The organism is Asaia bogorensis, from assembly GCF_900465345.1.
In the GTDB taxonomy this organism is placed as follows: domain Bacteria; phylum Pseudomonadota; class Alphaproteobacteria; order Acetobacterales; family Acetobacteraceae; genus Asaia; species Asaia bogorensis_A.
The window spans coordinates 1-19,321 of sequence record NZ_UEGO01000010.1; the positions used below are offsets into that span (position 1 = coordinate 1).

Below are 19,321 nucleotides of genomic sequence, written 5' to 3' on the forward strand. Positions count from 1 at the left end.
GAGACTTCCACCCGATCCCATCCCGAACTCGGCCGTGAAACGCCCCAGCGCCTATGATACTGCATCTCAAGATGCGGAAAAGTCGGTCGCCGCCAGGTCCCCTGATCCACCCCACAAAACACACCACCACCCCCGCGGGGTGGAGCAGCCCGGTAGCTCGTCAGGCTCATAACCTGAAGGCCGCAGGTTCAAATCCTGCCCCCGCAACCAAATACCCTACAGACATAATCCAGGGACAGCGCAGATCTCACCCAGAGAACAGGCGCTTCTCGCGTTGTACGTATGGCTCGCTCTGAGCGCTCTTGTCGTGCAGCATGCGTTTGGTGGAAAAAGAATCTGATCTATCAGCGTGGTACGGCTCGACGCCAATTGCCGAGCCGTGTCTTCTTGTAGTCCATATCAATCACATCAAAAGCTTCTGCAATTGCGTTGTGGTGCCTGAACGCAAGACCACCATGATCGTCAGCGACAGATTGATCATTTACAATCCGCGACAGCCAACGCATCGAAGCGATCGTCGTGACGCCGGGCCCCGTTTCAACCCAGATATTTTCGAAATCGCCGACATGGCAGTAGCGTGTAAGGTTTGCGAAGATTCCCTCCAGGATAGCGCCGATCACGGGATGGTTCGGTTGTACCATGATGAAGTCGTTATCGACACACCAGGGTGACCCAAACGAATAGGTCAGCAGGCAGGAAAAATCTGCCCCTGCCGCAATGCGTGTAACCGGTGCGTGGGAGTGCGTGTCGACATCCATGTAGATGCCCCCATGTTTGTACAGAGCAGCAATACGCCAAAAATCGGCACGCATGGCTGGATGAAAGCAGCAATCGAAGAGTCTGAGGCCCTCATTGCCATGTTCCTGATACATGAAGGCGCGTGCTGAGGCATCGCAAACCAGCTCGTGCTGGCACTCAGGGTTCACGGCAATGGTTGTTGCAATGCTGCGCCGCACATCCTCGGGTGGGTTTGCAGCATGCCAATACTGGATAATCCGGTATGGGATGGATGAAGGCAATCCGTTATCCTGCCCTGGTGGAACGATCCTGAGCCAGTGATTTTCCATTCCCTCTGCCAGCAGGTCGAAACAGGCCATGCGGTCCCCTTCTCTGACGCGACGCAAGGCAGGGGGTGCAGAAATTGCGCGACCGCTTTTCATGTCCTGAACTGTCATCCAACTCCTGTGCAAGGCATGTTATCCAACGGCGTCCTACCCCACGATCAAGGCTGGGGCCATATATACCCGGCTTCTTTCATTGTTCTGCGTGTATATGAAGTCGGACTCAAATCTCTTTTTCGCGTCTCGTCGCGTTGACTGGCACAGTCTGGCTTCGGGTCGGGTCAATCACATATTGTTGGCCAGTTCGTCGAGAGCTTGCGGCTTTGTGTGAACGACACCGTCTGTTGTCACCACGAGCAGGTGATCGCCAACCCATTCCGCCAGAAAGATATTCTCAAGATCACCCAGTCCGCGGCGCGCGAGTATCGCCATGAGCCAGTCTTTCGAACGCTTGAGTGCTTCCAGTTCCTTTTCCTGAATTTCTCCACGATGAACCAGAAACTGTGCTGGCTTCTTGGTCTCCTTTTTCATGATCACGCTGACATGGCCGGTCGTCTCGATCTGGGCGAAATCAATATCATCAAAGCTGAAGATGTTCTGCATGCGCAGAGCGGTCGCGACATCCTTGAGATCGATACGACTGGCATTCTCGTTGAAATTCTCGATGAGGAATACGCCATCACGGATCAGGGTGATCGGCTCGCCTATCGTGCGCTTTCTCAGATCAGGGATCTTTCGTGAGAGGTAATTGAAAAGCGCCATGAGCAGGATGCACAGGATGAGCAGGGCGATATAATGGAGGATGGGCAGCTTGTCGTTGTAGAGAATACCTCCGACAACGCCGCCCAGTATGAAATTGCCGACCAGATCGACCGCCGACATCATGGCAATCTGATTACGCCCGGTCACATTGAGATAGGTGATGATGAGGGAAAACCCGATCACGAGCTTGAGAATAACCCAAAGATAGACAGTGATCACGATCAGGCAGCCTTCAAGTCGTTCATGACACACAGAAAAACGTGCAGGACGCCCGGTCAGGCCATGCCCTGCATCTGATATGCCCTTGGGAGCACAGGAAATTCAAACGACTGGATAAGTGACAGGTTCAGAAGGGCGAAAAGACTCCGGAGTTCGCCAGGCTGCGCTCATTTTTGCGGGAGTAAACTGTAGTAATAGGTCGTCCAGGCAATACCGGCAGGAGAAACCGGAATTTCCGGGCCGCCACGATCACCACATTGCCAGGTGACTCGCAGATGATGTGCAAATCTTATCGGGTCGTCCTGATGCCATCGCCAGGCTGAGACCTGGTCACTGATGACGTCAGGCCCGCTTGCGCCTGCATAGCGGTTGTAAAACACACCGAAGCTATCACTGGCGAAAGGGGCATCCTGGAAGTTGAATGATGATCCGAAGTAATCTTCCGTGCCGGAGGATTCATACTGAGGCTCAGTCGCGTGGTCGATATAGTAGCGAAAATTCCCTTCGACACAGTTTTCATTTGTGCCAAGCCGGTCATTATGGCGGTCCATGAAAAATTGCAGTCCAGCCAGACGTCCTGGCCCGCTCACGTCAAGAAGAGTAACTTCTTCATAGGGATGAACGGTAATCTGGCCTCCGTATTGATCACCCCCACTAACGGTGTGGAGTTCTTCTGTGGGCCGCACAGAAGGATCTGATTCTCCCTGGAGCCAGCCCCATAATTTGAGAGGGTGCTTGCCGCCGTTGTGAAAGAAGGCCTGAAGATCCTTGCGATAGGGTATTTTGAGGCCAAAAGTGCAGCCCAGACGACCGATCGAACTCGAACACGAGACCGTGCGCGAATGAAAACGCTTGGCCCCATATGTCCCAGAGAGCCCCATGGAAAGTACGACACTGGGTGTTTTTTCGCCGCCGATCCTGAAATGGAGGTTGGAAAGATCGACGTCAGGGCCTTCTCCAGCCAGGGCGATATTGATGACTGTCACGTTGCCAGCATCATCATGTCGTACCGCCAGAGGCAAGTCGTGCCCAGGTTCAACAACGACACGCTCCCAATGCGATGACCACACAGCGGGTTGGGCCATACCTGTTCTGATCGAAGCTGCGATGAGAACAGGAAGAATCCAATGACGTATCAGACGCTGCTTGGAAAGGCACATATGATCAGAAAAGCCCCATGCGATCAAAGTGGCTGAGCATGTAAACCGTCGGGAAGCCGTCAACTATATCGGGCTGGTGCAGGTATTCCCATGTGTAAACCCAAACAGGGCTATAGTTACAATGGTCTCTTATTGAAAGAAGATGCGTGTAAAGGCAGGCTTCCGGTTTGAAGTTATCAGTGATAAATTTGAAATCAAATACTTTATGTCCTTTCTTGATGTGGAGCCAGTAGTGAAATATTTGATGTTCAAAATCCTGATAACAGATGGTTTCCAGAAATTTTGCAAGTGATCCGTATCTGTCAGATAAATAATCGAAGAACTCTCCCAGATCAGTCCCCGCATAATATGGTGCATCAAAGAACCACGTATAAATGATATCACCATCTGCATTTTTCAGATCGTTTGTGTTTTCTCCCTCAAAATGTCTCAGGCAAGTTGCTGTGATCGATGAGATATCTGGAAGTCGCATACATGATCCGACCAGTATCTCCTTATGGTAGTTTTCCTCCATGGCATCGAAAACGCTGCTCAGATCTCTGACGGCGGCTGTATCACCATCAATACTCGAGATTCTTTTATAACCCTGTTCGTATGCCCATTTCAGCAGCACAAATTTTTTGATGTTTACAACGCAGTGATCTGTATTGTGTCTGTATCTTGCGAGAACTTCATCTGACTTCAGGATTCTACTAATATATCCATCAATATTCACAATGATTATATTGATTGATTTCGAGATGGATGGAACCAGTCGGGCAAATCGTCGATATTCTTCCTCATTCGAGGCCCCAAGAATGATATCGAAATTGCAATCGCTCGTGCGAGCCTCAACCGAATTGATAAAAGAGATGAGCCAATTCATCTTGGGCAGATTGCATGGTATCACAAAGCAGTCACGTTTCATTTTTTTCTCGCTATGGCTTTTATTTTCTTCGGTTCATACTGGAAACCAGAGCCAATAGAAATACACAGTGTATCGAGGCAAAAAATAATCTGCCGTTTCTTGTCAGAGGCAAATTGCTCACTGATTCGTTGTTCGTGTTTTGTTCTTGTGGTATCGCTGCCGTGAAAGGAGGTCTTTCATGGCAAACTTGGCTATGTTGCGCGACAGCATCGTGCAGATCGAGCAGCGTTATCAGCGCGGTTTTGCAGCGCTTTACCTACAGACGGGCATGGCTGCCGTTGACGAGGCGCTCAAGGGTGGGCTGCGTCGAGGGGCTGTGCATGAGTTTCTGGGGGAGGGACATGATCAAGGGCTTTGCGCCCGCCCGACGCGTTTCATAGCGCAGATTCTGGCGCGGAGTGCGGGGCCTGTCATCTGGCTTGTGCCTGCCCTCTCCGGGAATCACCCCATAGGGCATCGCGGCGCAGCGCAGGGAAGGGGCGGCGGCCCCGGTTTTACCTCGGTGCCGGCCCTGGCGGGGCTGCGTGATGCCGGGTTGGATGGCGCGCGGCTGCTCTGTGTTGAGGTCGAAGCTGCACGCCTGGTCGGTACGATGGAAGATGTGCTGCGCACCAGAGGGGTGACAGCCGTTGTGGCTGATCTGCCTGAACCATTATCCCTTACAGCTTCGCGTCGCCTGCATCTGGCGGCAGAAAAGACGATGGTCACCGGGTTTGTCGTGCATCGCCACACACAGCCTCTCTCGCCCAATTCCTGCTGGACGCGCTGGCGTATCGGCCCTGCGCGTGCCGATGCGGTCAGGGTAGGTCTGCGCTCTTTTCCCTCTGCTTCGGGGGGGCTGTCCCTTTCCCTTTTGCGACGTCGTGGGGGTGATGCCCTGTTCTGGAGGGTCGGTACAGACCATGATGCGTCGGTTTCTTTCCCTGTGGCTGCCCCACTGGCACACGACACTCTGGCACAAGGGACATCCCGAAGCCGACCCCGCCAGACCTCTGGCCCTTTATGGTCGTGAAGGCCAGAGCCGGAAGATCATGGCGGTTAATCAACCGGCCCGGGATTGCGGGGTGGAAAAAGGTCAGTTTCTGGCCATGGCACGCAGTCTTGTGCCGGATCTGGCTGCGCATCCCGTTACGCCCGCAGCTGATGCGCGCGCCTTGCACAGGCTGGCATCATGGTGCCGGTGCTTCTCACCTCTTGTCGCGGTCGATCCGCCAGATGGCCTGTGGATCGACAGCACGGGATGCGCCCATCTTTTTGGAGGTGAGGTCGCCATGCTGGAAACCGTAAGGGACAGGCTCATGGCGCAGGGGCATGCCGTTCGTGCAGCCTTGGCCGATACGGCTGGAGCGGCTCATGCTCTGGCCCGCTTCGGTGCAAAGGATCTGCTTTGTATTCCCTCTGGCAGCGTGGCTGCAGCACTCGACTCCCTGCCCGTCGCTGCCTTGCGGCTTGATGATGAGGCACAGTCGCGGCTTGGTCTTCTGGGAATTAGCCGTGTGGCGGATCTGCGTGCCGTGCCGCGTGCTGCGCTGACGCGCCGCTTCGGCAAGGCGGTGCTGTGTCGTCTTGATCAGGCGCTTGGACACCAGAAAGAAGCTCTGGATTTCGATCAGCCTGCAACAGCCCTGAGCGTGAAGCGCCATCTGATGGAACCAATCGGCACGGCCGAAAGCATCGCGCAGGTCATGGACGTCCTGTGTCAGGATATCGCGACCCTCTTGCAGAAGAGGGGCCTTGGCGCGCGTCGGGTCGATCTGCTTTGCCATCGCGTGGATGACGTGGTTCAGGCAGTGCGGGTGGGAACGGCTGAGCCGGTTAACGAGGCCATGCGCCTGTCCCGCCTGCTTCAGGAGCGTATCGAGACAATCGATCCAGGGTTTGGCATCGAAGTCATGAGCCTGCATGTCGGTCACGCCCAGCCCCGCTCGCCGGTGACAGAGGGAGCCATGTTACCGGAGTCCTCCACAGGAGCGGGCGGGCTTCTTCAGGCAGGTCATCCCTCGGCAGGAGAGTCGCTCGTGGTTCTGGCAGAACGACTGCGCAACAAGCCGGGTTTGCGGGCGATCTATCATCTGGCGGAAACCGATTCACCCTTCCCCGAGATGGCCCAGACACAGGGCCTTGCGCCTGTTTCATCGTTGGAAGGCGCTCCACGGCGCTCACGCTGGCCGCGACCAACCCGGCTTTTTGCACCGCCACGCGCTATCGCCGCGCCAGAACTGACGGACCACGACGCGCCTCAGGGCTTTGTCTGGCAAGGGCAGAAACTGCGTGTTTGCGGGGCTGATGGGCCGGAGCGGCTACACGGTGCCTGGTGGCAGCATCCCGCGCAGGCAGGGGCCATACGCGATTACTGGATTGTGGAAACCGAGCAAGGCGATCGCTTCTGGCTGTTTCGTCGGGGGGACGGTCAGCATCCCTGGTCGGGTGACGGGGCGTGGTTCGTCCACGGGCTGTTCTGATGACACAGGATTTTGCCTCTCCTCCGGCCATGCGTTCTGCCGAGCCCCGCGAGATTGCGGAGGCTCTGACCCATGCCCTGCGTTTTGACGGGCGTCGGCGTGTTCATGATGCTGATGAATTGATGGCGACCCTCGTGGCCGAGCGGCTGGTGGCGCATCTGGCGCGCTGTGGTTTCGTGCTCATGAAACGTGCCGATGCCGTGGCGCATGATACGAGTGGGCATCATCATCCCAATGACAGGGCAAAAGGCGAGGGGGCATGACCACGCCGCTTCATGTCACGTCCTATTATTCCTTTTTGCGTGGCGTAAGTGCGCCGCACGACCTGTTTTCTGTCGCCCAGGCCCAGGAGCACAGGGCGCTCGCGCTGACCGACCGCCATTCGGTGGCCGGCATGGTGCGCGCCCATGATGCCGCACGTCAGAGCGGTGTAAGGCTGTTGCCCGGCTGTCGGCTCGATCTGCTCGATGGGTCGACTCTTCTGGCCTATCCGGTTGATCGTGCGGGGTGGGGGGCGCTTTGCCGTCTGTTGACGCTTGGGCACCGCCGAGGTGCGCGGGACGTCTTTTCGCTCGACTGGGGAGATCTGCTTCAGGGGGCACGGGGGCTTGTTCTGGTTCTGCTGCCCGATCAGCCCGATGCCCAGGCACAGCAGCAGTTTCAGCATCTGGCCCGGATCGGTGCGGCCAATAGCCAGCCGGTTTATTGCGGGCTTTCGCATTGCAATGCGCCGGGTGACCTGCTGCGCCTGCGGGCGCTGGAGGCACTGGCCGCCTCCTGTGGCGTAGCTGCCGTGGTGACGGGCGACGTGCTCTATCACGAGGCGCGCTGCCATGTTTTGCAGGATGTCGTAACTGCCATTCGTGAGAACTGCACGCTCGATACGCTGGGGGAGCGACGTGAAAATCATGGTGACAGGGCCCTCAAGACGCCTGGTGCTGTGGCGCAGCTTTATGAGGCTTTTCCCGAAGCACTGGCCCGCGTGGCCGAGATCGAAGCGCATTGCCGCTTTTCGATGGATGATCTTTGCTACCAGTATCCGCAGGAGACTGACCGGCCGGATGAGACGCCGCAGCAGACCCTTACCCGTCTGGTGCAGGAGGCCCTGCCAAGGCGTTATCCTGCCGGGGTGACGGATGCGGTCAGGCAACAGATCGCCCATGAACTCGCCTTGATCGGCTCGCTTGATTACGCGCCCTATTTTCTGACCGTGCACAGCATCGTGCATCAGGCGCGTGCGCTCGATATTGTCTGTCAGGGGCGTGGTTCTGCCGCCAATTCCGCCATCTGCTATGTGCTGGGTATCACGGCGATCGACCCCGTGCGTTCCGGTCTTCTGTTCGAGCGGTTCATTTCCGCAGAGCGTCGTGAGCCCCCCGATATCGATGTTGATTTCGAAAGCGACCGGCGCGAGGAAATCATCCAGTGGATCTATCGCCGCTACGGTCGCAGCCATGCAGCGCTGTGTGCCACCCTCATGCGCTATCGCCCCAAGGGGGCCTTGCGCGAGACAGGCAAGGTGCTGGGGTTGAGCGAGGATCTGCTGGGCCTGCTCTCGAAATATCTTGCCTCGTCACTGGGGGATCCGGAACAGCTCAAGGCACGTGCGGCGGAGCTGAACCTCAATCTGTCAGATCGACGCCTGGCGCTGACCCTGCGTGTGGCTGCTGAGCTGGTGGGCATACCACGCCAGCTTGGCACTCATCCGGGGGGCTTCGTGCTGACCCGCGACCGGCTGGATGAACTCGTGCCCATTCAGCCTGCTGCAATGGAGGATCGGCAGATCATCGTCTGGGACAAGGACGATATCGACATTCTCAAATTCATGAAGGTCGATGTGCTGGGCCTGGGCATGCTGGGATGTCTGCGCCGGGGGTTCGAGCTTCTGGCTGAGCATCGCATCCGCCAGCTCGATATGGGCTCGGTACCGCCTGAAGATGATGCGACCTATGCCATGATCCGCCGTGCCGACACGCTGGGCACATTCCAGATCGAGAGCCGCGCCCAGATGTCCATGCTGCCGCGCCTCAAGCCCAGGACGTTCTATGATCTCGTCATTCAGGTGGCCATTGTGCGCCCGGGTCCCATCCAGGGTGATATGGTCCATCCCTATCTGCGACGGCGTGAGGGGATCGAGCTGCCGGATTACCCGCAGCCGGAGCTCAGACAGATTCTTGGCAAGACCCTGGGTGTCCCCCTGTTTCAGGAGCAGGCCATGCAGGTGGCCATCAAATGCGCTGGCTTCACGCCCGGTGAGGCCGACCAGCTGCGCCGCTCCATGGCGACGTTCAAGTTCACTGGCGGGGTCTCGCATTTCAAAACGAAGTTGATCGAGGGCATGGTTGCCAATCATTATGATCGCGCATTTGCCGAACGGACCTTCCGTCAGCTTGAAGGCTTTGGGTCCTATGGCTTTCCTGAAAGCCATGCGGCGAGTTTTGCCCTTGTGGCCTATGTTTCGAATTATCTGAAATGCCACCATCCCGATGTGTTTTGCGCGGCCCTGCTCAATTCGCAGCCTATGGGATTTTATGCCCCGGCTCAGGTGGTGCGTGACGCGCGCGAACATGGCGTGACCGTGCACGCTATCGACATCAATGCCTCGCGTTGGGATTGCGTGCTTGAGCCGGACCGGGGCAAGCGGACACTGGCCGTGCGTCTTGGTTTGCGCTTTGTGAAGGGTCTGTCGAACGATCATGCGGCCAAACTGATCGCCCATCGCTTTCCGGCCTATGAGTCGCTCGATGATGTCTGGCGTCGTGCTGCCATTCCTGTCTCGGCGCTTGAGGCGCTGGCGGCGGGAGATGTCTTTCGCAGCCTCGATCTTGATCGGCGAGCCGCACTCTGGGCCATCAAGGGGCTGGCAGATACGGTTCTGCCGCTTTTTGCCGCTGCCGATCGCAAGCTCAATCGCCCCGGCCCCGAAGTGATCGAGCCCGATTACGCTCCCCGCCCCATGAGTGAGGGCCGCGAGGTTGTGGAAGATTACAACACGCTCGGCCTGACCTTGCGCCAGCACCCGCTGGCGTTTCTGCGTCCGCAACTGGCTGAGCGAGGCATGGTGACCTGTGCCGATCTGCGCCGGCTGCGCGATGGCAGCCGCGTGGTGGTGCCGGGGCTGGTTCTGATGCGTCAGCGCCCGGGCACGGCCCATGGCGTGATGTTCATGACGCTGGAGGATGAAACCGGCACAGCCAATATCATCATCTGGAAAGACCGGGCCGAAGCCCAGCGTCGTATTGTGATTGGTGTCAACGCTGTGGCCTGCCATGGAACGCTCCAGCGTGAAGGAGAGGTCATTCACGTGGTGATGCAGCGTCTGGAGGATATTACGAATATGATGCGTTCTATTGCCGTGTCCGAGGAAGAAGAGGGGTCGGTGGCACCAAGATTGAAGGCGCGGGATTTTCATTGAGATACAGACCTGTTTCTTCCTTTTGGAAAAAACTAAGCAATCTTTTGGTCTTTCTGTTATCTTCAAGTATAGATTCAGGGAAAGGATAAGATAATGAATTATGATCCTGCTGTTTTGCAGAAAATACTGACAATACCGGAGCTGGCGGAATTTGATTTGTCCTTTAAGCCCATGTTCGGCGGGATCATGGGATATGCCGGCGGCAAGGTCTTTGCTTCCCTCTCCAATGTCGGCCTGGCCCTGAAGATGAGCGCCAAGGATCGTGAGGCCCTTCTGGCACTCCCCGGTGCCTGTGCCCTGCGTTATGAACCGGAAAGCGCTCCCAGCAAGACCTATGTCGTTGTGCCGGAGTCTCTGCATACGCGTCCGGATGAGCTGAAAATCTGGGTAGCGCGCTGTGTTGCGGCGCTTCCTGCAGCAAAGCCACGTCGCTAGGAAAGAAAGGCAGGGCGTTCGTGCTGTTGCCGTGAGAGCGGGTGATGCCGTGTCCGGCTCGAGGTGAAATTTGCTGTTTTTCCGCAGGGGGGGCGAGCAACTTGGCTGATGGCCAATCATGCTGCGAGGTTGTGGGGGCCTGTCAGGCTCGCCATGATCATGAACTCTCTGACGCAGCCTTACGTCCGGTTCTTGCAGAGTCTGTGTCAGCAGCTCAGAAAAGACTGTGCAAGATCGTAACGGATGGGCACTCTTGCCTGATGCGCTGTTTCTTACCTCTGACTGCTCTAATTTTTCCCTCTTTGACGATGGCGGCCACTGCGCCCTCCTCTGCGCCGAGTCCTGCCGAGATTGTCGATGCCGCACCCGCCACAGCATGGCGTGATGTGGCACCAGAGAATCTGCTCGTCATGAAGCTGGCCGATGGGGACCGCGTGGTGATCGAACTCGCGCCTGAATTTGCCCCTGTGCATGTGGCCAATGTCGTGCGTCTTGCCCGGTCCCATCAGTGGGATGGCGGTGCGATTACCCGAGTGCAGGATAATTATGTCGTGCAATGGCGTGTGCATGACGAGGCGTCCCCTCTACCCAAGGGGTTCGTAGCTCATCCGCCTGCCGAATATGACCGGTCTCTTGAAGGGCTGGACTACACACCACTCCCTTACCCTGACCCCTATGCACCAGAGTCCGGCATAGCATCGGGCTGGCTCGTGGGGCGCGAGGGCGCGCAGATCTGGCCAGCGCAATGCTATGGGGTGGTCGGTGTCGGGCGGGACATGCCGCCCGATACGGGGGACGGGCGTGAACTCTATGTGGTCAATGGCGAGGCACCGCGTCAGCTTGACCGTAATCTGGCGGTTGTCGGGCGCGTTCTGGAAGGTATGGAGCATCTGAGCGCCTTGCCACGAGGCACCGGAAAGCTCGGTTTCTATATTGATCCAAGGCAGAATGTGCCAATTGCGAGCATGACGCTTGCTGCGGACCTTCCCTCTGGGGAGCGTCCTGTCTTTCAGGTGATGCGTATCAAAAGCAGGAGTTTTGCACGCTATCTCGCTGCACGAGCTGCCCGTCAGGATCCGTTCTTTGTGCGGCCTGCGCATGGTGTGGCCTTGTGCAACGTGCCTGTTCCAGCTCGGGAAAAACCGGCAGAACACTCCTGATCCTGACTTTGGGCTGACAATTAATCAAAGTCTGTTCACTTACTCAGATCGCTCTGCGCGGATCATTTTTTGAGGGCTATGCCAGACAGGGGGGGGGAGGCTTGAAATGTTATCCCTCTTCGATGCTTCAACATCTGAGCATTGCTGGGGTGGACTCTTGCCGGGCGATTTATCAAGCCAGAAGCGGGCGCGATCCCGAATGGTCTGTCATGCTGTCAATCCAGGTTGATAGCTGGTCCGGGTGTAACAATTGCCAGAAGCGCGTGATCACGCTGTGTCCTAAATGTCTTGATGAAGCACAATATGCGTTATAGCACCATTAATTCCTTTTTCGTATCGATGCGTCTCGTTAATGTTTTAGGCTCTTCCGTTATTGATGGCGGAGGGAACGGCAGAGGCGCATTAACGTGTCATTCAGATTTCCAGCAGCATTCATACTCTCCATGGCTCTTTCGAGCGTGGCAGCAGGACAGGCCTCCGCCTCGTCACTGCCCGACGGGTATCAGCCTACTGTTTCCGCACGCGTCGGCACGCTTGGTATTGGCCCTGAAGTCAGTATCCGTATTCCCCATTCTCATTGGGGATTTCGCGGTAATATGAACTTCTTTACCTATAATGATTCGTCTATTTATCATCATCGCTTCACGAACAATAATCTCGCGACCGGCTATGATCTGGATGCACAATTTGGTGGATCATTCAGGTTCTTCAACGGTGGTCTGACCACCGACTTCTATCCCTTGGGTTCTGGCCTGCGCGTTTCGCTTGGTGTCTATGGTGTGGGCAACCGCGTCACGGCGCGTGCAACACCTACGGGCGACGTGTTTATGATGTGCAGGATGCCGGCAACGTTTCGCTCAAGGCCATTCCCAATCAGGTCGCACCTTATATCGGGTTTGGTTACGCTGGCCGTATCGTAAGCAATATCGTCTTCTCGGTTGACGCCGGTATTCTGGCCGAAGGCAACCCCAAGGTTTCCATGACAACCGAAGGGCCTGCTGCGTCGCTGCCTTCATTCACAGACAGTGTTGAACGGGAGCGACGTCGTATCCAGCACGATGTCAATATTCCGGTCTATCCGGTTCTGGAGCTGGGCCTGGGCTATCGTTTCTAGAATTCAGGAAGAGCCCCAAACCCGGCCTTGCCAGTCTGATGAGCGACTGACCGTCAAGGCAGGGTTTGTGGCGGTTACGTGACCAGGACCGCCGGAATGGCTCCGATGGTCCGGTCAGTTTCTATGCCCTGCGCTGGTTATAGACATCGACGCAGACAGCACCGAGTAGCACCAATCCCTTGAGCACCTGCTGGTAGTCGATGCCGATACCCAGGATCGACATGCCGTTATTCATGAGACCCATGATCATGGCACCGATCACGGCGCCTCCAACGCGCCCGACCCCACCATAGGCCGAGGCCCCGCCGATGAAACAGGCGGCAATCACGTCAAGCTCGAAACCAAGTCCAGCCTTCGGTGTAGCGGTGTTCAGCCTTGCAGCAAAGATCAGGCCGCCAAGAGCAGCCAGTACGCCCATATTCACGAAGGTGAGGAAGGTGAGGCGCTCGGTGCGTATGCCCGAAAGCGCTGCGGCGCGCACATTGCCACCCACCGCGTAGATCTGCCGTCCCAGCGTGGTGCGGCTGGTCATGAAGCTGTAGAGCGCAATCAGCATGGCCATGATGATCAGAACATTGGGCAGGCCACGATAGCTGGAAATCAGGGTGGCGAGATAAACGATGATCCCGAAAACGGCGATGTTCTTGCCGATAAAAAGTGGCATGGGCTCGACATCAATGTCGTTGCGCTGATAACGCGTCCGCGCCCGGACCGAGCCAAACACCATGGCCGCCGCCACGATCACGCCCAGAATGAGCGAGGTCGGATTGTAATGCCCGATTTTGGGAAGAAACTCGGGAATGAAGCCGGAAGAAAGCTTCTGGAAAACGGTCGAGAAAGGCCCTAGGGACTGGCCGCCCAGCAGGGCCAGAGCCAGTCCCTTGAAAACCAGCATCCCTGCCAGCGTCACGATGAAGGACGGGATCTTGAAATAGGCAATCCAGTAGCCCTGTGCCGCGCCAATCAGCGCGCCAGTGGCAAGGCAGGTCAGTGTCGTCACGACGACGTTGCAGTGCCATTGCACCATCAACACCGCTGCCACGGCCCCTGTAAAACCAGCGACCGAGCCGACCGACAGATCGATATGGCCCGAGATGATCACCAGCAACATGCCCAGCGCCATGATGACGATGTAACTGTTCTGGAGCACCAGATTGGTCAGGTTCAGCGGACGAAGCAGGGTCCCGTTGGTCACGATCTCGAAAAACAGCCCGATCGCGACCAGCGAGATGAACATGCCGTATTCGCGCAGATTATTGCGGATGAACCGCCCCATCGCGCTATTGCCCAGCTTGTGGCCGCCCGGTGCACCACCGGTGGGGCCGGTATCGCCAGCAGGAGAGAGCGGATTGCCGGGGAGGAGAATATGTTCGCTCATGTTTGTTACGTTCCCGCAGCGAGAGAGGAAACAGCGAGATCGGCTGTCTCGCCTGGAATGGTGGCAATCGGCATGGATTCAGATGTGCTGCGCACGATGGCGCGCATGATCTTTTCCTGACTGGCTTCCTCGCGGGTGAACTCACCCACGAAACGCCCTTCATTCATCACGCAGATACGGTCGCATATGCCGAGCAATTCAGGCATTTCGGATGAAATGACCACGCAGCCCCGACCGCTATCGGCCATCTGCTGAATCAGGGCATAAATTTCGTATTTGGCCCCGACATCAATGCCACGCGTGGGCTCATCCAGAATGAGCACGTCGGGGTTGGTGAAGAGCCATTTGGACAGCACCACTTTCTGCTGGTTGCCGCCCGAGAGCTTACCCGCCATCTGCTGCACATCGGGCGAGCGTATGCGCATCTTGTTGCGATAATCCTGCGCGATACGCAGTTCGGCAATGTCATCAATGACGCCGTGATGAGCGATGCCGCGCAGTTCGGCCAGGGAGATGTTGTGGCGTATCTCGTTGCTCAGATGCAGCCCGAGTTCCTTGCGATCCTCGGTGACATAGGCGAGCCCGGCCGCAATGGCGCGGCTGACAGTAGAGACATCGACCGCCTTGCCGCGCATGGTGACATCACCCGATATGCGCGTGCCGAAGGAGCGTCCGAACAGGCTCATGGCAAATTCCGTGCGCCCCGCACCCATGAGGCCTGCAATGCCCACAATCTCGCCTGCGCGAACGTGGAAATCGACATGGCGTATCACCTGACGGTCGGGGTGGAGGGGGTGCCAGGCCGACCAGTCGTGAACCTCCATCAGCATTTCGCCAATACGCGGCGTATGCGGTGGGTAGCGATGCTCCAGATCGCGATTAACCATGAGACGGATGATCTCGTCTTCATCTGCAGGGCCGTTGCGGCAGTCGATTGTGCCGACACTGCGCCCGTCGCGCAGCACGGTGATACGATCAGCCACACGTGAGATCTCATTCAGCTTGTGCGAAATAAGAATGGACGACAGCCCCTCTGCCTTGAAGGCAAGGAGCAGATCGAGCAGGGCCGCACTATCGCGTTCGTTCAGGCTGGCTGTTGGCTCATCCAGAATGAGCAGGCGCACCTTTTTCGAGAGCGCCTTGGCAATCTCGACGAGTTGCTGCTTGGCCACGCCCAGATGCGTGACGAGTGTTTCGGGTGCATCCGTCAGCCCGACCTGACGCATCAGATCACGCGCCCGCACACGCGCTACGTCGCGGTCGATCACGCCAAAGCGCCCCGGCGGGTGGGTAATGAAGATGTTTTCCTGTACCGAAAGCAGCGGGATAAGCGCCAGTTCCTGATGGATGATGATAATGCCAAGCGCCTCGGAGCCGTTGATATCGGCAAAGCGGCGCTCTTCACCATCGAACACGATCTGCCCGTCATAGCTCCCGGCGGGGTATACCCCGCTCAGGATTTTCATCAGGGTCGATTTGCCTGCACCATTTTCGCCGCAGAGTGCATGAATCTCGCCAGGCTCGACCGAAAAACTGACATCGCTCAGGGCCTTTACGGGACCGAAACGCTTGGCAATGTTCCGCATTTCAAGAATGGGGCTCATGACGCTACTCGATCTGGCTTGCGGTGTAATAGCCGCTGTCAATCAGGGTCGGGCGAATATTGGCCTTTGTCACAACAACAGGCGTCAGGAGATAGGCAGGCACGATCTTGACACCGTTATTGTAGCTCTTGGTGTCGTTCACAGGCACGGTCTTGCCGGCCAGCATGGCATCGACCATATCGGCCGTTACGCCGGCGAGCTTGCGCGTATCCTTGAAGATCGAGGAATACTGATCGCCCGCGAGGATGGATTTGACGGAAGGAATTTCGCAATCCTGCCCGCTGACATAGGCGATCCTGGTGTCGCCACTGCCATAGCCTACGCCCTTGAGCGAGGAGATAATGCCGATGGAAATGCCGTCATAGGGCGAGAGCACGGCGTCGAGATGACGATCGGTGTAATAGGCGCTCAGCAGGTTATCCATGCGCGACTGCGCTGTAGCGCCATCCCAGCGCAGGGTTGAAACCTTGTCCATGGTCTTCTGGCCGGACGGAATGACCAGCTTGCCACTATCCAGATAGGGCTTGAGCACCGACATGGCGCCATTGAAGAAGAAATAGGCGTTGTTATCGTCCGGTGAGCCACCGAAGAGTTCGATATTGAACGGTCCCTTGGCGTCGGGCAGCCCAAGTGCCTTCACTAGCGAGCTCGCCTGAAGCACGCCTACCTGAAAATTATCGAAGGTGGCGTAGTTGCTCACATCGGGTGAATTACGGATCAGGCGGTCATAGGCAATGACCTTCACGCCACGCTGTGCGGCCTTGTGGAGCGTGTCGGATAATGTGGTGCCGTCGATGGCAGCGATCACCAGTACCTTGTCGCCCTTGGCGACCATGTTCTCGATCTGCGAGACCTGGTTGGGCACGTCATCATCGGCATATTGCAGATCGGTATGATAGCCGCGCGATTGCAGGGTTTTGACGATGTTGTTGCCATCCGCAATCCAGCGCGCGGACGACTTGGTAGGCATGGCGATGCCGACGGTGGGCTTGTCGTCGGCATTGGCGCTCCCCAGACCGGCCGGGCCAAAAAGCGCGGTGGTAACGAGGGCAAGAGAGGCAAGACCGGTACTGATTCTGCTCATGACGTGACGTCCAAAATTCCAGTCACAAGCCGCGCTGGGCATGATGCGGGCTGCGACAGAGACAACGGCGGGAGAGAGGTCGAAGCTTGATGAAAGGGTGCGTCGGAAAGCTCCTGAACGTCCCGAAGGCAGATCGAGAGACAGACCGACGCTAGAGAGAAAATCCGGCAGGGAGGGCGATCCCTGTATGCAAAAAGCTTTCTGCAAAGATGGTCATGTCACGCCTCGCGAAATAAGGAGCGTAACATGAAACGAGTTAAACATATCATTTTGACGTTATAAATAACATAATTAACGTTTCACGCTAACGTGACATTGATGTCCCGATGCGGCTCGCTCTTCTGATCGGCAGCAGTCACCGCGAGAGAAACAGTCCGGTGGCGCCGGGATATTTCCTCGCAGGCACCGCGGAAAAGCCTCCTATTTCGGTGGAAGATTCCTAACAGGACAGCCTGGAGGCCCAAGGCAGACAACAAGCTGACGAATTGCCATTCCGGACATCAAGGCCAATCCCGATCCCGGGATATCTGTATAGGATCCGAATGACAGGCTTGCCGGACGGGTAGCTCCTGCGGGCAGTCATGGGAGCGCCTGCAGAACCATTGGGCATATGATCCCGATATCCCGGCACTCTGTCGCTGCTGCCTGACTCTGGATGTCTGTGGTTGTCTGTCCTGAGATGCCCGGGTGATGTCGTGCCTGGGGGTGGGTAGACCGGTATTCAGCTGGTCAATTCATCACTTCGCGTCCTTCGGCGGGGCTTTGCGTCTCCTTTGGTAAACCTGCTAGGACAGGCGTGACGGTGCCTCGCAAGGGGTGAAAAGGGAAGCAGGTTCGTGCCACGTGCATCAGTCCTGCGCTGCCCCCGCAACTGTAGGTGGTATATCATTGCCGTCGCAGCCCACTGGTGACCATGCCGGGAAGGGGGCGGCAATGCCGGGTAACCGGGACCATGAGCCAGGAGACCTGCCGTCGCGTCACCGATTTCACGATCCGGCGGGGTGCCCGGAGCGCGACAGACCATGAAGCTGTACCCGTCATCGAGGGGCGGCTTATGGCAGGCCGGGAAACCCGGCAATCATCCTTGTGCCCTGTTGCGCCCGTTTTGCGGGCCTGGTCCGGGATTGTTCATGGCCGAACCGATAACATCTTGCGATACGCCTCCCGTCATTCATGTCTGCCTCACCTGCAGGGACGGGGGTGAGGCGCTGCACGAGGCCCTCTTGCAGCAGGCGACCATCGCCGGTGTGCGTGTCGAGGGGGTCAAATGTCTTGCGGCGTGCCAGCGGGGCTGCACCGCCACCCTATCCATGCCCGGCAAATGGTCGTGGCTTCTGGGAGGGTTGAGGCCCGACCTGGCGGAGGATCTGATGGTCTATGCCAAGGCCTATGAACACTCGCGCTCAGGTACGGTCATGCCCTCAAAGCGTCCTGAAAGCCTGCGCGATATCATTCTGGGGCGTTTTCCTGGCCAGTTGTCGCCGTCGGGCGAATCTCATCAACCCGCTGCACCTGCCCAACCTGCCGCATCTGAAAGACTGTCATGAGCAAGATTCCTGTTACCATTATCACCGGCTTTCTCGGCGCGGGCAAAACCACCCTGCTGCGTCACCTGATCGAGAAATCGGATGGCCGCCGCATCGCGATCGTGGTCAATGAATTCGGGTCTCTGGGCATCGATGGCGAGACCCTGCGCGGGTGCAGTATTCCGAACTGCCCTGAGGAAGATATCGTCGAGCTGACCAATGGCTGCCTGTGCTGCACCGTGGCGGATGATTTCATCCCCACCATGGAAGCCCTACTCGATCGTCCGACCCCGCCCAATCACATTGTCATCGAGACTTCGGGTCTTGCCTTGCCCAAGCCGCTCCTCAAGGCGTTCGGCTGGCCGAGCGTGCGCACGCGCATGACGGTGGATGGCGTGATTACCGTGGTGGATGCCCCGGCGGTGGCCGATGGACGCTTCGCCGATGACCCGGAGGCCGTGGCGAAACAGCGCGAGGAAGATGAGTCGCTCGACCATGATAACCCGCTGGAAGAGGTTTACGAGGATCAGCTGGATTCAGCCGATCTGGTCATCCTCAACAAGACGGATCTGCTGGATGACGCCGCCCTCGCGGCGGTCGAGGCCGGTCTTGCTGCACGCAAGCGTCGGGTGCGTGTGATTCGTGCGCGTGAAGGGCGTGTCGATCCGGCTGTGCTGCTCGGCCTTGCCGCTGCGGCAGAGGACGATCTGGCAGCACGGCCCTCGCATCATGACGGGGCGGATGAGCATGAGCATGACGATTTCACGTGTTTCGTGCTGAGCCTGCCCGAACAGGCCAGTGCCGAAGCCTTTATCGCCAGACTCGAGAAGGTGGCGCGTGAGCATGATGTGCTGCGTATGAAAGGCTTTGCCCGCGTGGCAGGCAAGAGCCTTCGTCTGGGCGTGCAGGCGGTGGGCGCACGTATCCGACATGCCTATGAGCAGGGCGAGGCGCCAGAGGGCAGGCTGGTTGTGATTGGCTTGCATGGGCTTGACCCCAAGGCTGTGCAGCGCAGCTTCGACGCAGGCTGAGCC

General features: G+C 57.5%; 16 protein-coding genes, 1 tRNA gene, 1 rRNA gene and 1 riboswitch. Of the genes, 11 read left to right on the plus strand and 7 right to left on the minus strand.

Annotated elements, in window-relative coordinates; all coding sequences use genetic code 11:
* A 5S ribosomal RNA gene (gene rrf, locus ED655_RS16180) occupies nucleotides 1–98 on the plus strand; the annotation flags it as partial.
* Between the two features lie 35 nt (nucleotides 99–133).
* A tRNA-Met gene (locus ED655_RS03725) sits at nucleotides 134–210 on the plus strand.
* 134 nt (nucleotides 211–344) lie between these two features.
* Here ED655_RS03725 and ED655_RS03730 read toward each other — a convergent pair.
* The 4 genes from ED655_RS03730 to ED655_RS03745 form a co-directional block, all read right to left on the minus strand.
* Nucleotides 345–1,175 (minus strand): glycosyltransferase family 32 protein, encoded by an 831-nt coding sequence (locus ED655_RS03730; protein WP_122049053.1) that lies wholly within the window; start codon nucleotides 1,173–1,175, stop codon nucleotides 345–347.
* 171 nt (nucleotides 1,176–1,346) lie between these two features.
* The gene (locus tag ED655_RS03735; RefSeq protein WP_162993375.1) at nucleotides 1,347–2,042 is read right to left on the minus strand and encodes a DUF421 domain-containing protein; all 696 of its coding nucleotides are present in this window, start codon (nucleotides 2,040–2,042) and stop codon (nucleotides 1,347–1,349) included.
* A gap of 167 nt (nucleotides 2,043–2,209) precedes the next feature.
* Complete coding sequence (locus tag ED655_RS03740; protein ID WP_162993376.1) at nucleotides 2,210–3,127, minus strand: DUF2961 domain-containing protein; 918 nt, start codon at nucleotides 3,125–3,127, stop codon at nucleotides 2,210–2,212.
* Between the two features lie 79 nt (nucleotides 3,128–3,206).
* The gene (locus tag ED655_RS03745; RefSeq protein WP_162993377.1) at nucleotides 3,207–4,067 is read right to left on the minus strand and encodes a hypothetical protein; all 861 of its coding nucleotides are present in this window, start codon (nucleotides 4,065–4,067) and stop codon (nucleotides 3,207–3,209) included.
* A 220-nt stretch (nucleotides 4,068–4,287) separates the two neighbouring features.
* Here ED655_RS03745 and ED655_RS15450 point away from each other — a divergent pair, with 220 nt between their 5' ends.
* The 7 genes from ED655_RS15450 (at nucleotide 4,288) to ED655_RS03780 (ending at nucleotide 12,695) form a co-directional block, all read left to right on the plus strand.
* Nucleotides 4,288–5,121, plus strand: a complete 834-nt coding sequence (locus tag ED655_RS15450; protein WP_162993378.1) for an ImuA family protein — start codon at nucleotides 4,288–4,290, stop codon at nucleotides 5,119–5,121.
* Complete coding sequence (locus tag ED655_RS03750) at nucleotides 5,012–6,571, plus strand: Y-family DNA polymerase (RefSeq protein WP_162993379.1); 1,560 nt, start codon at nucleotides 5,012–5,014, stop codon at nucleotides 6,569–6,571. The genes ED655_RS15450 and ED655_RS03750 overlap by 110 nt, the downstream gene beginning before the upstream one ends.
* The gene (locus tag ED655_RS03755) at nucleotides 6,571–6,834 is read left to right on the plus strand and encodes a hypothetical protein (RefSeq protein ID WP_122049058.1); all 264 of its coding nucleotides are present in this window, start codon (nucleotides 6,571–6,573) and stop codon (nucleotides 6,832–6,834) included. The genes ED655_RS03750 and ED655_RS03755 overlap by 1 nt, the downstream gene beginning before the upstream one ends.
* Nucleotides 6,831–9,986, plus strand: a complete 3,156-nt coding sequence (locus ED655_RS03760) for an error-prone DNA polymerase (protein WP_122049059.1) — start codon at nucleotides 6,831–6,833, stop codon at nucleotides 9,984–9,986. The genes ED655_RS03755 and ED655_RS03760 overlap by 4 nt, the downstream gene beginning before the upstream one ends.
* A 93-nt stretch (nucleotides 9,987–10,079) precedes the next feature.
* Nucleotides 10,080–10,421, plus strand: coding sequence for a TfoX/Sxy family protein (locus ED655_RS03765; RefSeq protein ID WP_122049060.1), 342 nt, complete (start codon nucleotides 10,080–10,082; stop codon nucleotides 10,419–10,421).
* A 308-nt stretch (nucleotides 10,422–10,729) separates the two neighbouring features.
* Nucleotides 10,730–11,581, plus strand: coding sequence for a peptidylprolyl isomerase (locus tag ED655_RS03770; protein WP_240993487.1), 852 nt, complete (start codon nucleotides 10,730–10,732; stop codon nucleotides 11,579–11,581).
* Between the two features lie 832 nt (nucleotides 11,582–12,413).
* Nucleotides 12,414–12,695: a hypothetical protein gene (locus tag ED655_RS03780; RefSeq protein ID WP_122049063.1), complete on the plus strand. Its 282-nt coding sequence runs from the start codon at nucleotides 12,414–12,416 to the stop codon at nucleotides 12,693–12,695.
* 121 nt (nucleotides 12,696–12,816) lie between these two features.
* Here the strand turns inward: ED655_RS03780 and mmsB are convergent, their stop codons facing one another.
* Genes mmsB through chvE form a run of 3 tightly spaced genes read right to left on the minus strand, consistent with a single transcriptional unit; the run spans nucleotide 12,817 to nucleotide 16,761 of the window.
* Nucleotides 12,817–14,073: a multiple monosaccharide ABC transporter permease gene (mmsB, locus tag ED655_RS03785; protein ID WP_122049064.1), complete on the minus strand. Its 1,257-nt coding sequence runs from the start codon at nucleotides 14,071–14,073 to the stop codon at nucleotides 12,817–12,819.
* Nucleotides 14,074–14,078: 5 nt separating this feature from the next.
* Nucleotides 14,079–15,677 carry a multiple monosaccharide ABC transporter ATP-binding protein gene (gene mmsA / locus ED655_RS03790; protein ID WP_122049065.1) on the minus strand — a complete coding sequence of 533 codons (1,599 nt, stop codon included), beginning with the start codon at nucleotides 15,675–15,677 and terminating at the stop codon, nucleotides 14,079–14,081.
* A gap of 4 nt (nucleotides 15,678–15,681) precedes the next feature.
* Entirely contained in the window at nucleotides 15,682–16,761 is a 1,080-nt protein-coding gene (gene chvE / locus ED655_RS03795) for a multiple monosaccharide ABC transporter substrate-binding protein (RefSeq protein ID WP_122049216.1), read from the minus strand.
* 783 nt (nucleotides 16,762–17,544) lie between these two features.
* Nucleotides 17,545–17,749: riboswitch (cobalamin riboswitch) on the plus strand.
* 142 nt (nucleotides 17,750–17,891) lie between these two features.
* Between chvE and ED655_RS03800 the strand changes: the two genes are divergently transcribed.
* Together ED655_RS03800 and cobW are read left to right on the plus strand one after the other, a co-directional pair.
* The gene (locus tag ED655_RS03800; protein WP_122049066.1) at nucleotides 17,892–18,308 is read left to right on the plus strand and encodes a DUF1636 family protein; all 417 of its coding nucleotides are present in this window, start codon (nucleotides 17,892–17,894) and stop codon (nucleotides 18,306–18,308) included.
* Complete coding sequence (cobW, locus tag ED655_RS03805) at nucleotides 18,305–19,318, plus strand: cobalamin biosynthesis protein CobW (protein WP_122049067.1); 1,014 nt, start codon at nucleotides 18,305–18,307, stop codon at nucleotides 19,316–19,318. The genes ED655_RS03800 and cobW overlap by 4 nt, the downstream gene beginning before the upstream one ends.
* Nucleotides 19,319–19,321: the final 3 nt, after the last annotated feature.

Excerpts from the sequence above, each read along its gene's own strand:
- ED655_RS03745 (WP_162993377.1), bottom strand. The coding sequence starts at position 4,067 with ATGAATTGGCTCATCTCTTTTATCAATTCGGTTGAGGCTCGCACGAGC.
- ED655_RS15450 (WP_162993378.1), top strand. The coding sequence starts at position 4,288 with ATGGCAAACTTGGCTATGTTGCGCGACAGCATCGTGCAGATCGAGCAG.
- ED655_RS03755 (WP_122049058.1), top strand. The coding sequence starts at position 6,571 with ATGACACAGGATTTTGCCTCTCCTCCGGCCATGCGTTCTGCCGAGCCC.
- mmsA (WP_122049065.1), bottom strand. The coding sequence starts at position 15,677 with ATGAGCCCCATTCTTGAAATGCGGAACATTGCCAAGCGTTTCGGTCCC.
- ED655_RS03770 (WP_240993487.1), top strand. The coding sequence starts at position 10,730 with ATGGCGGCCACTGCGCCCTCCTCTGCGCCGAGTCCTGCCGAGATTGTC.
- cobW (WP_122049067.1), top strand. The coding sequence starts at position 18,305 with ATGAGCAAGATTCCTGTTACCATTATCACCGGCTTTCTCGGCGCGGGC.
- ED655_RS03740 (WP_162993376.1), bottom strand. The coding sequence starts at position 3,127 with ATGGCCCAACCCGCTGTGTGGTCATCGCATTGGGAGCGTGTCGTTGTT.
- ED655_RS03800 (WP_122049066.1), top strand. The coding sequence starts at position 17,892 with ATGGCCGAACCGATAACATCTTGCGATACGCCTCCCGTCATTCATGTC.
- ED655_RS03730 (WP_122049053.1), bottom strand. The coding sequence starts at position 1,175 with ATGACAGTTCAGGACATGAAAAGCGGTCGCGCAATTTCTGCACCCCCT.
- chvE (WP_122049216.1), bottom strand. The coding sequence starts at position 16,761 with ATGAGCAGAATCAGTACCGGTCTTGCCTCTCTTGCCCTCGTTACCACC.
- ED655_RS03750 (WP_162993379.1), top strand. The coding sequence starts at position 5,012 with ATGATGCGTCGGTTTCTTTCCCTGTGGCTGCCCCACTGGCACACGACA.
- ED655_RS03765 (WP_122049060.1), top strand. The coding sequence starts at position 10,080 with ATGAATTATGATCCTGCTGTTTTGCAGAAAATACTGACAATACCGGAG.
- mmsB (WP_122049064.1), bottom strand. The coding sequence starts at position 14,073 with ATGAGCGAACATATTCTCCTCCCCGGCAATCCGCTCTCTCCTGCTGGC.
- ED655_RS03760 (WP_122049059.1), top strand. The coding sequence starts at position 6,831 with ATGACCACGCCGCTTCATGTCACGTCCTATTATTCCTTTTTGCGTGGC.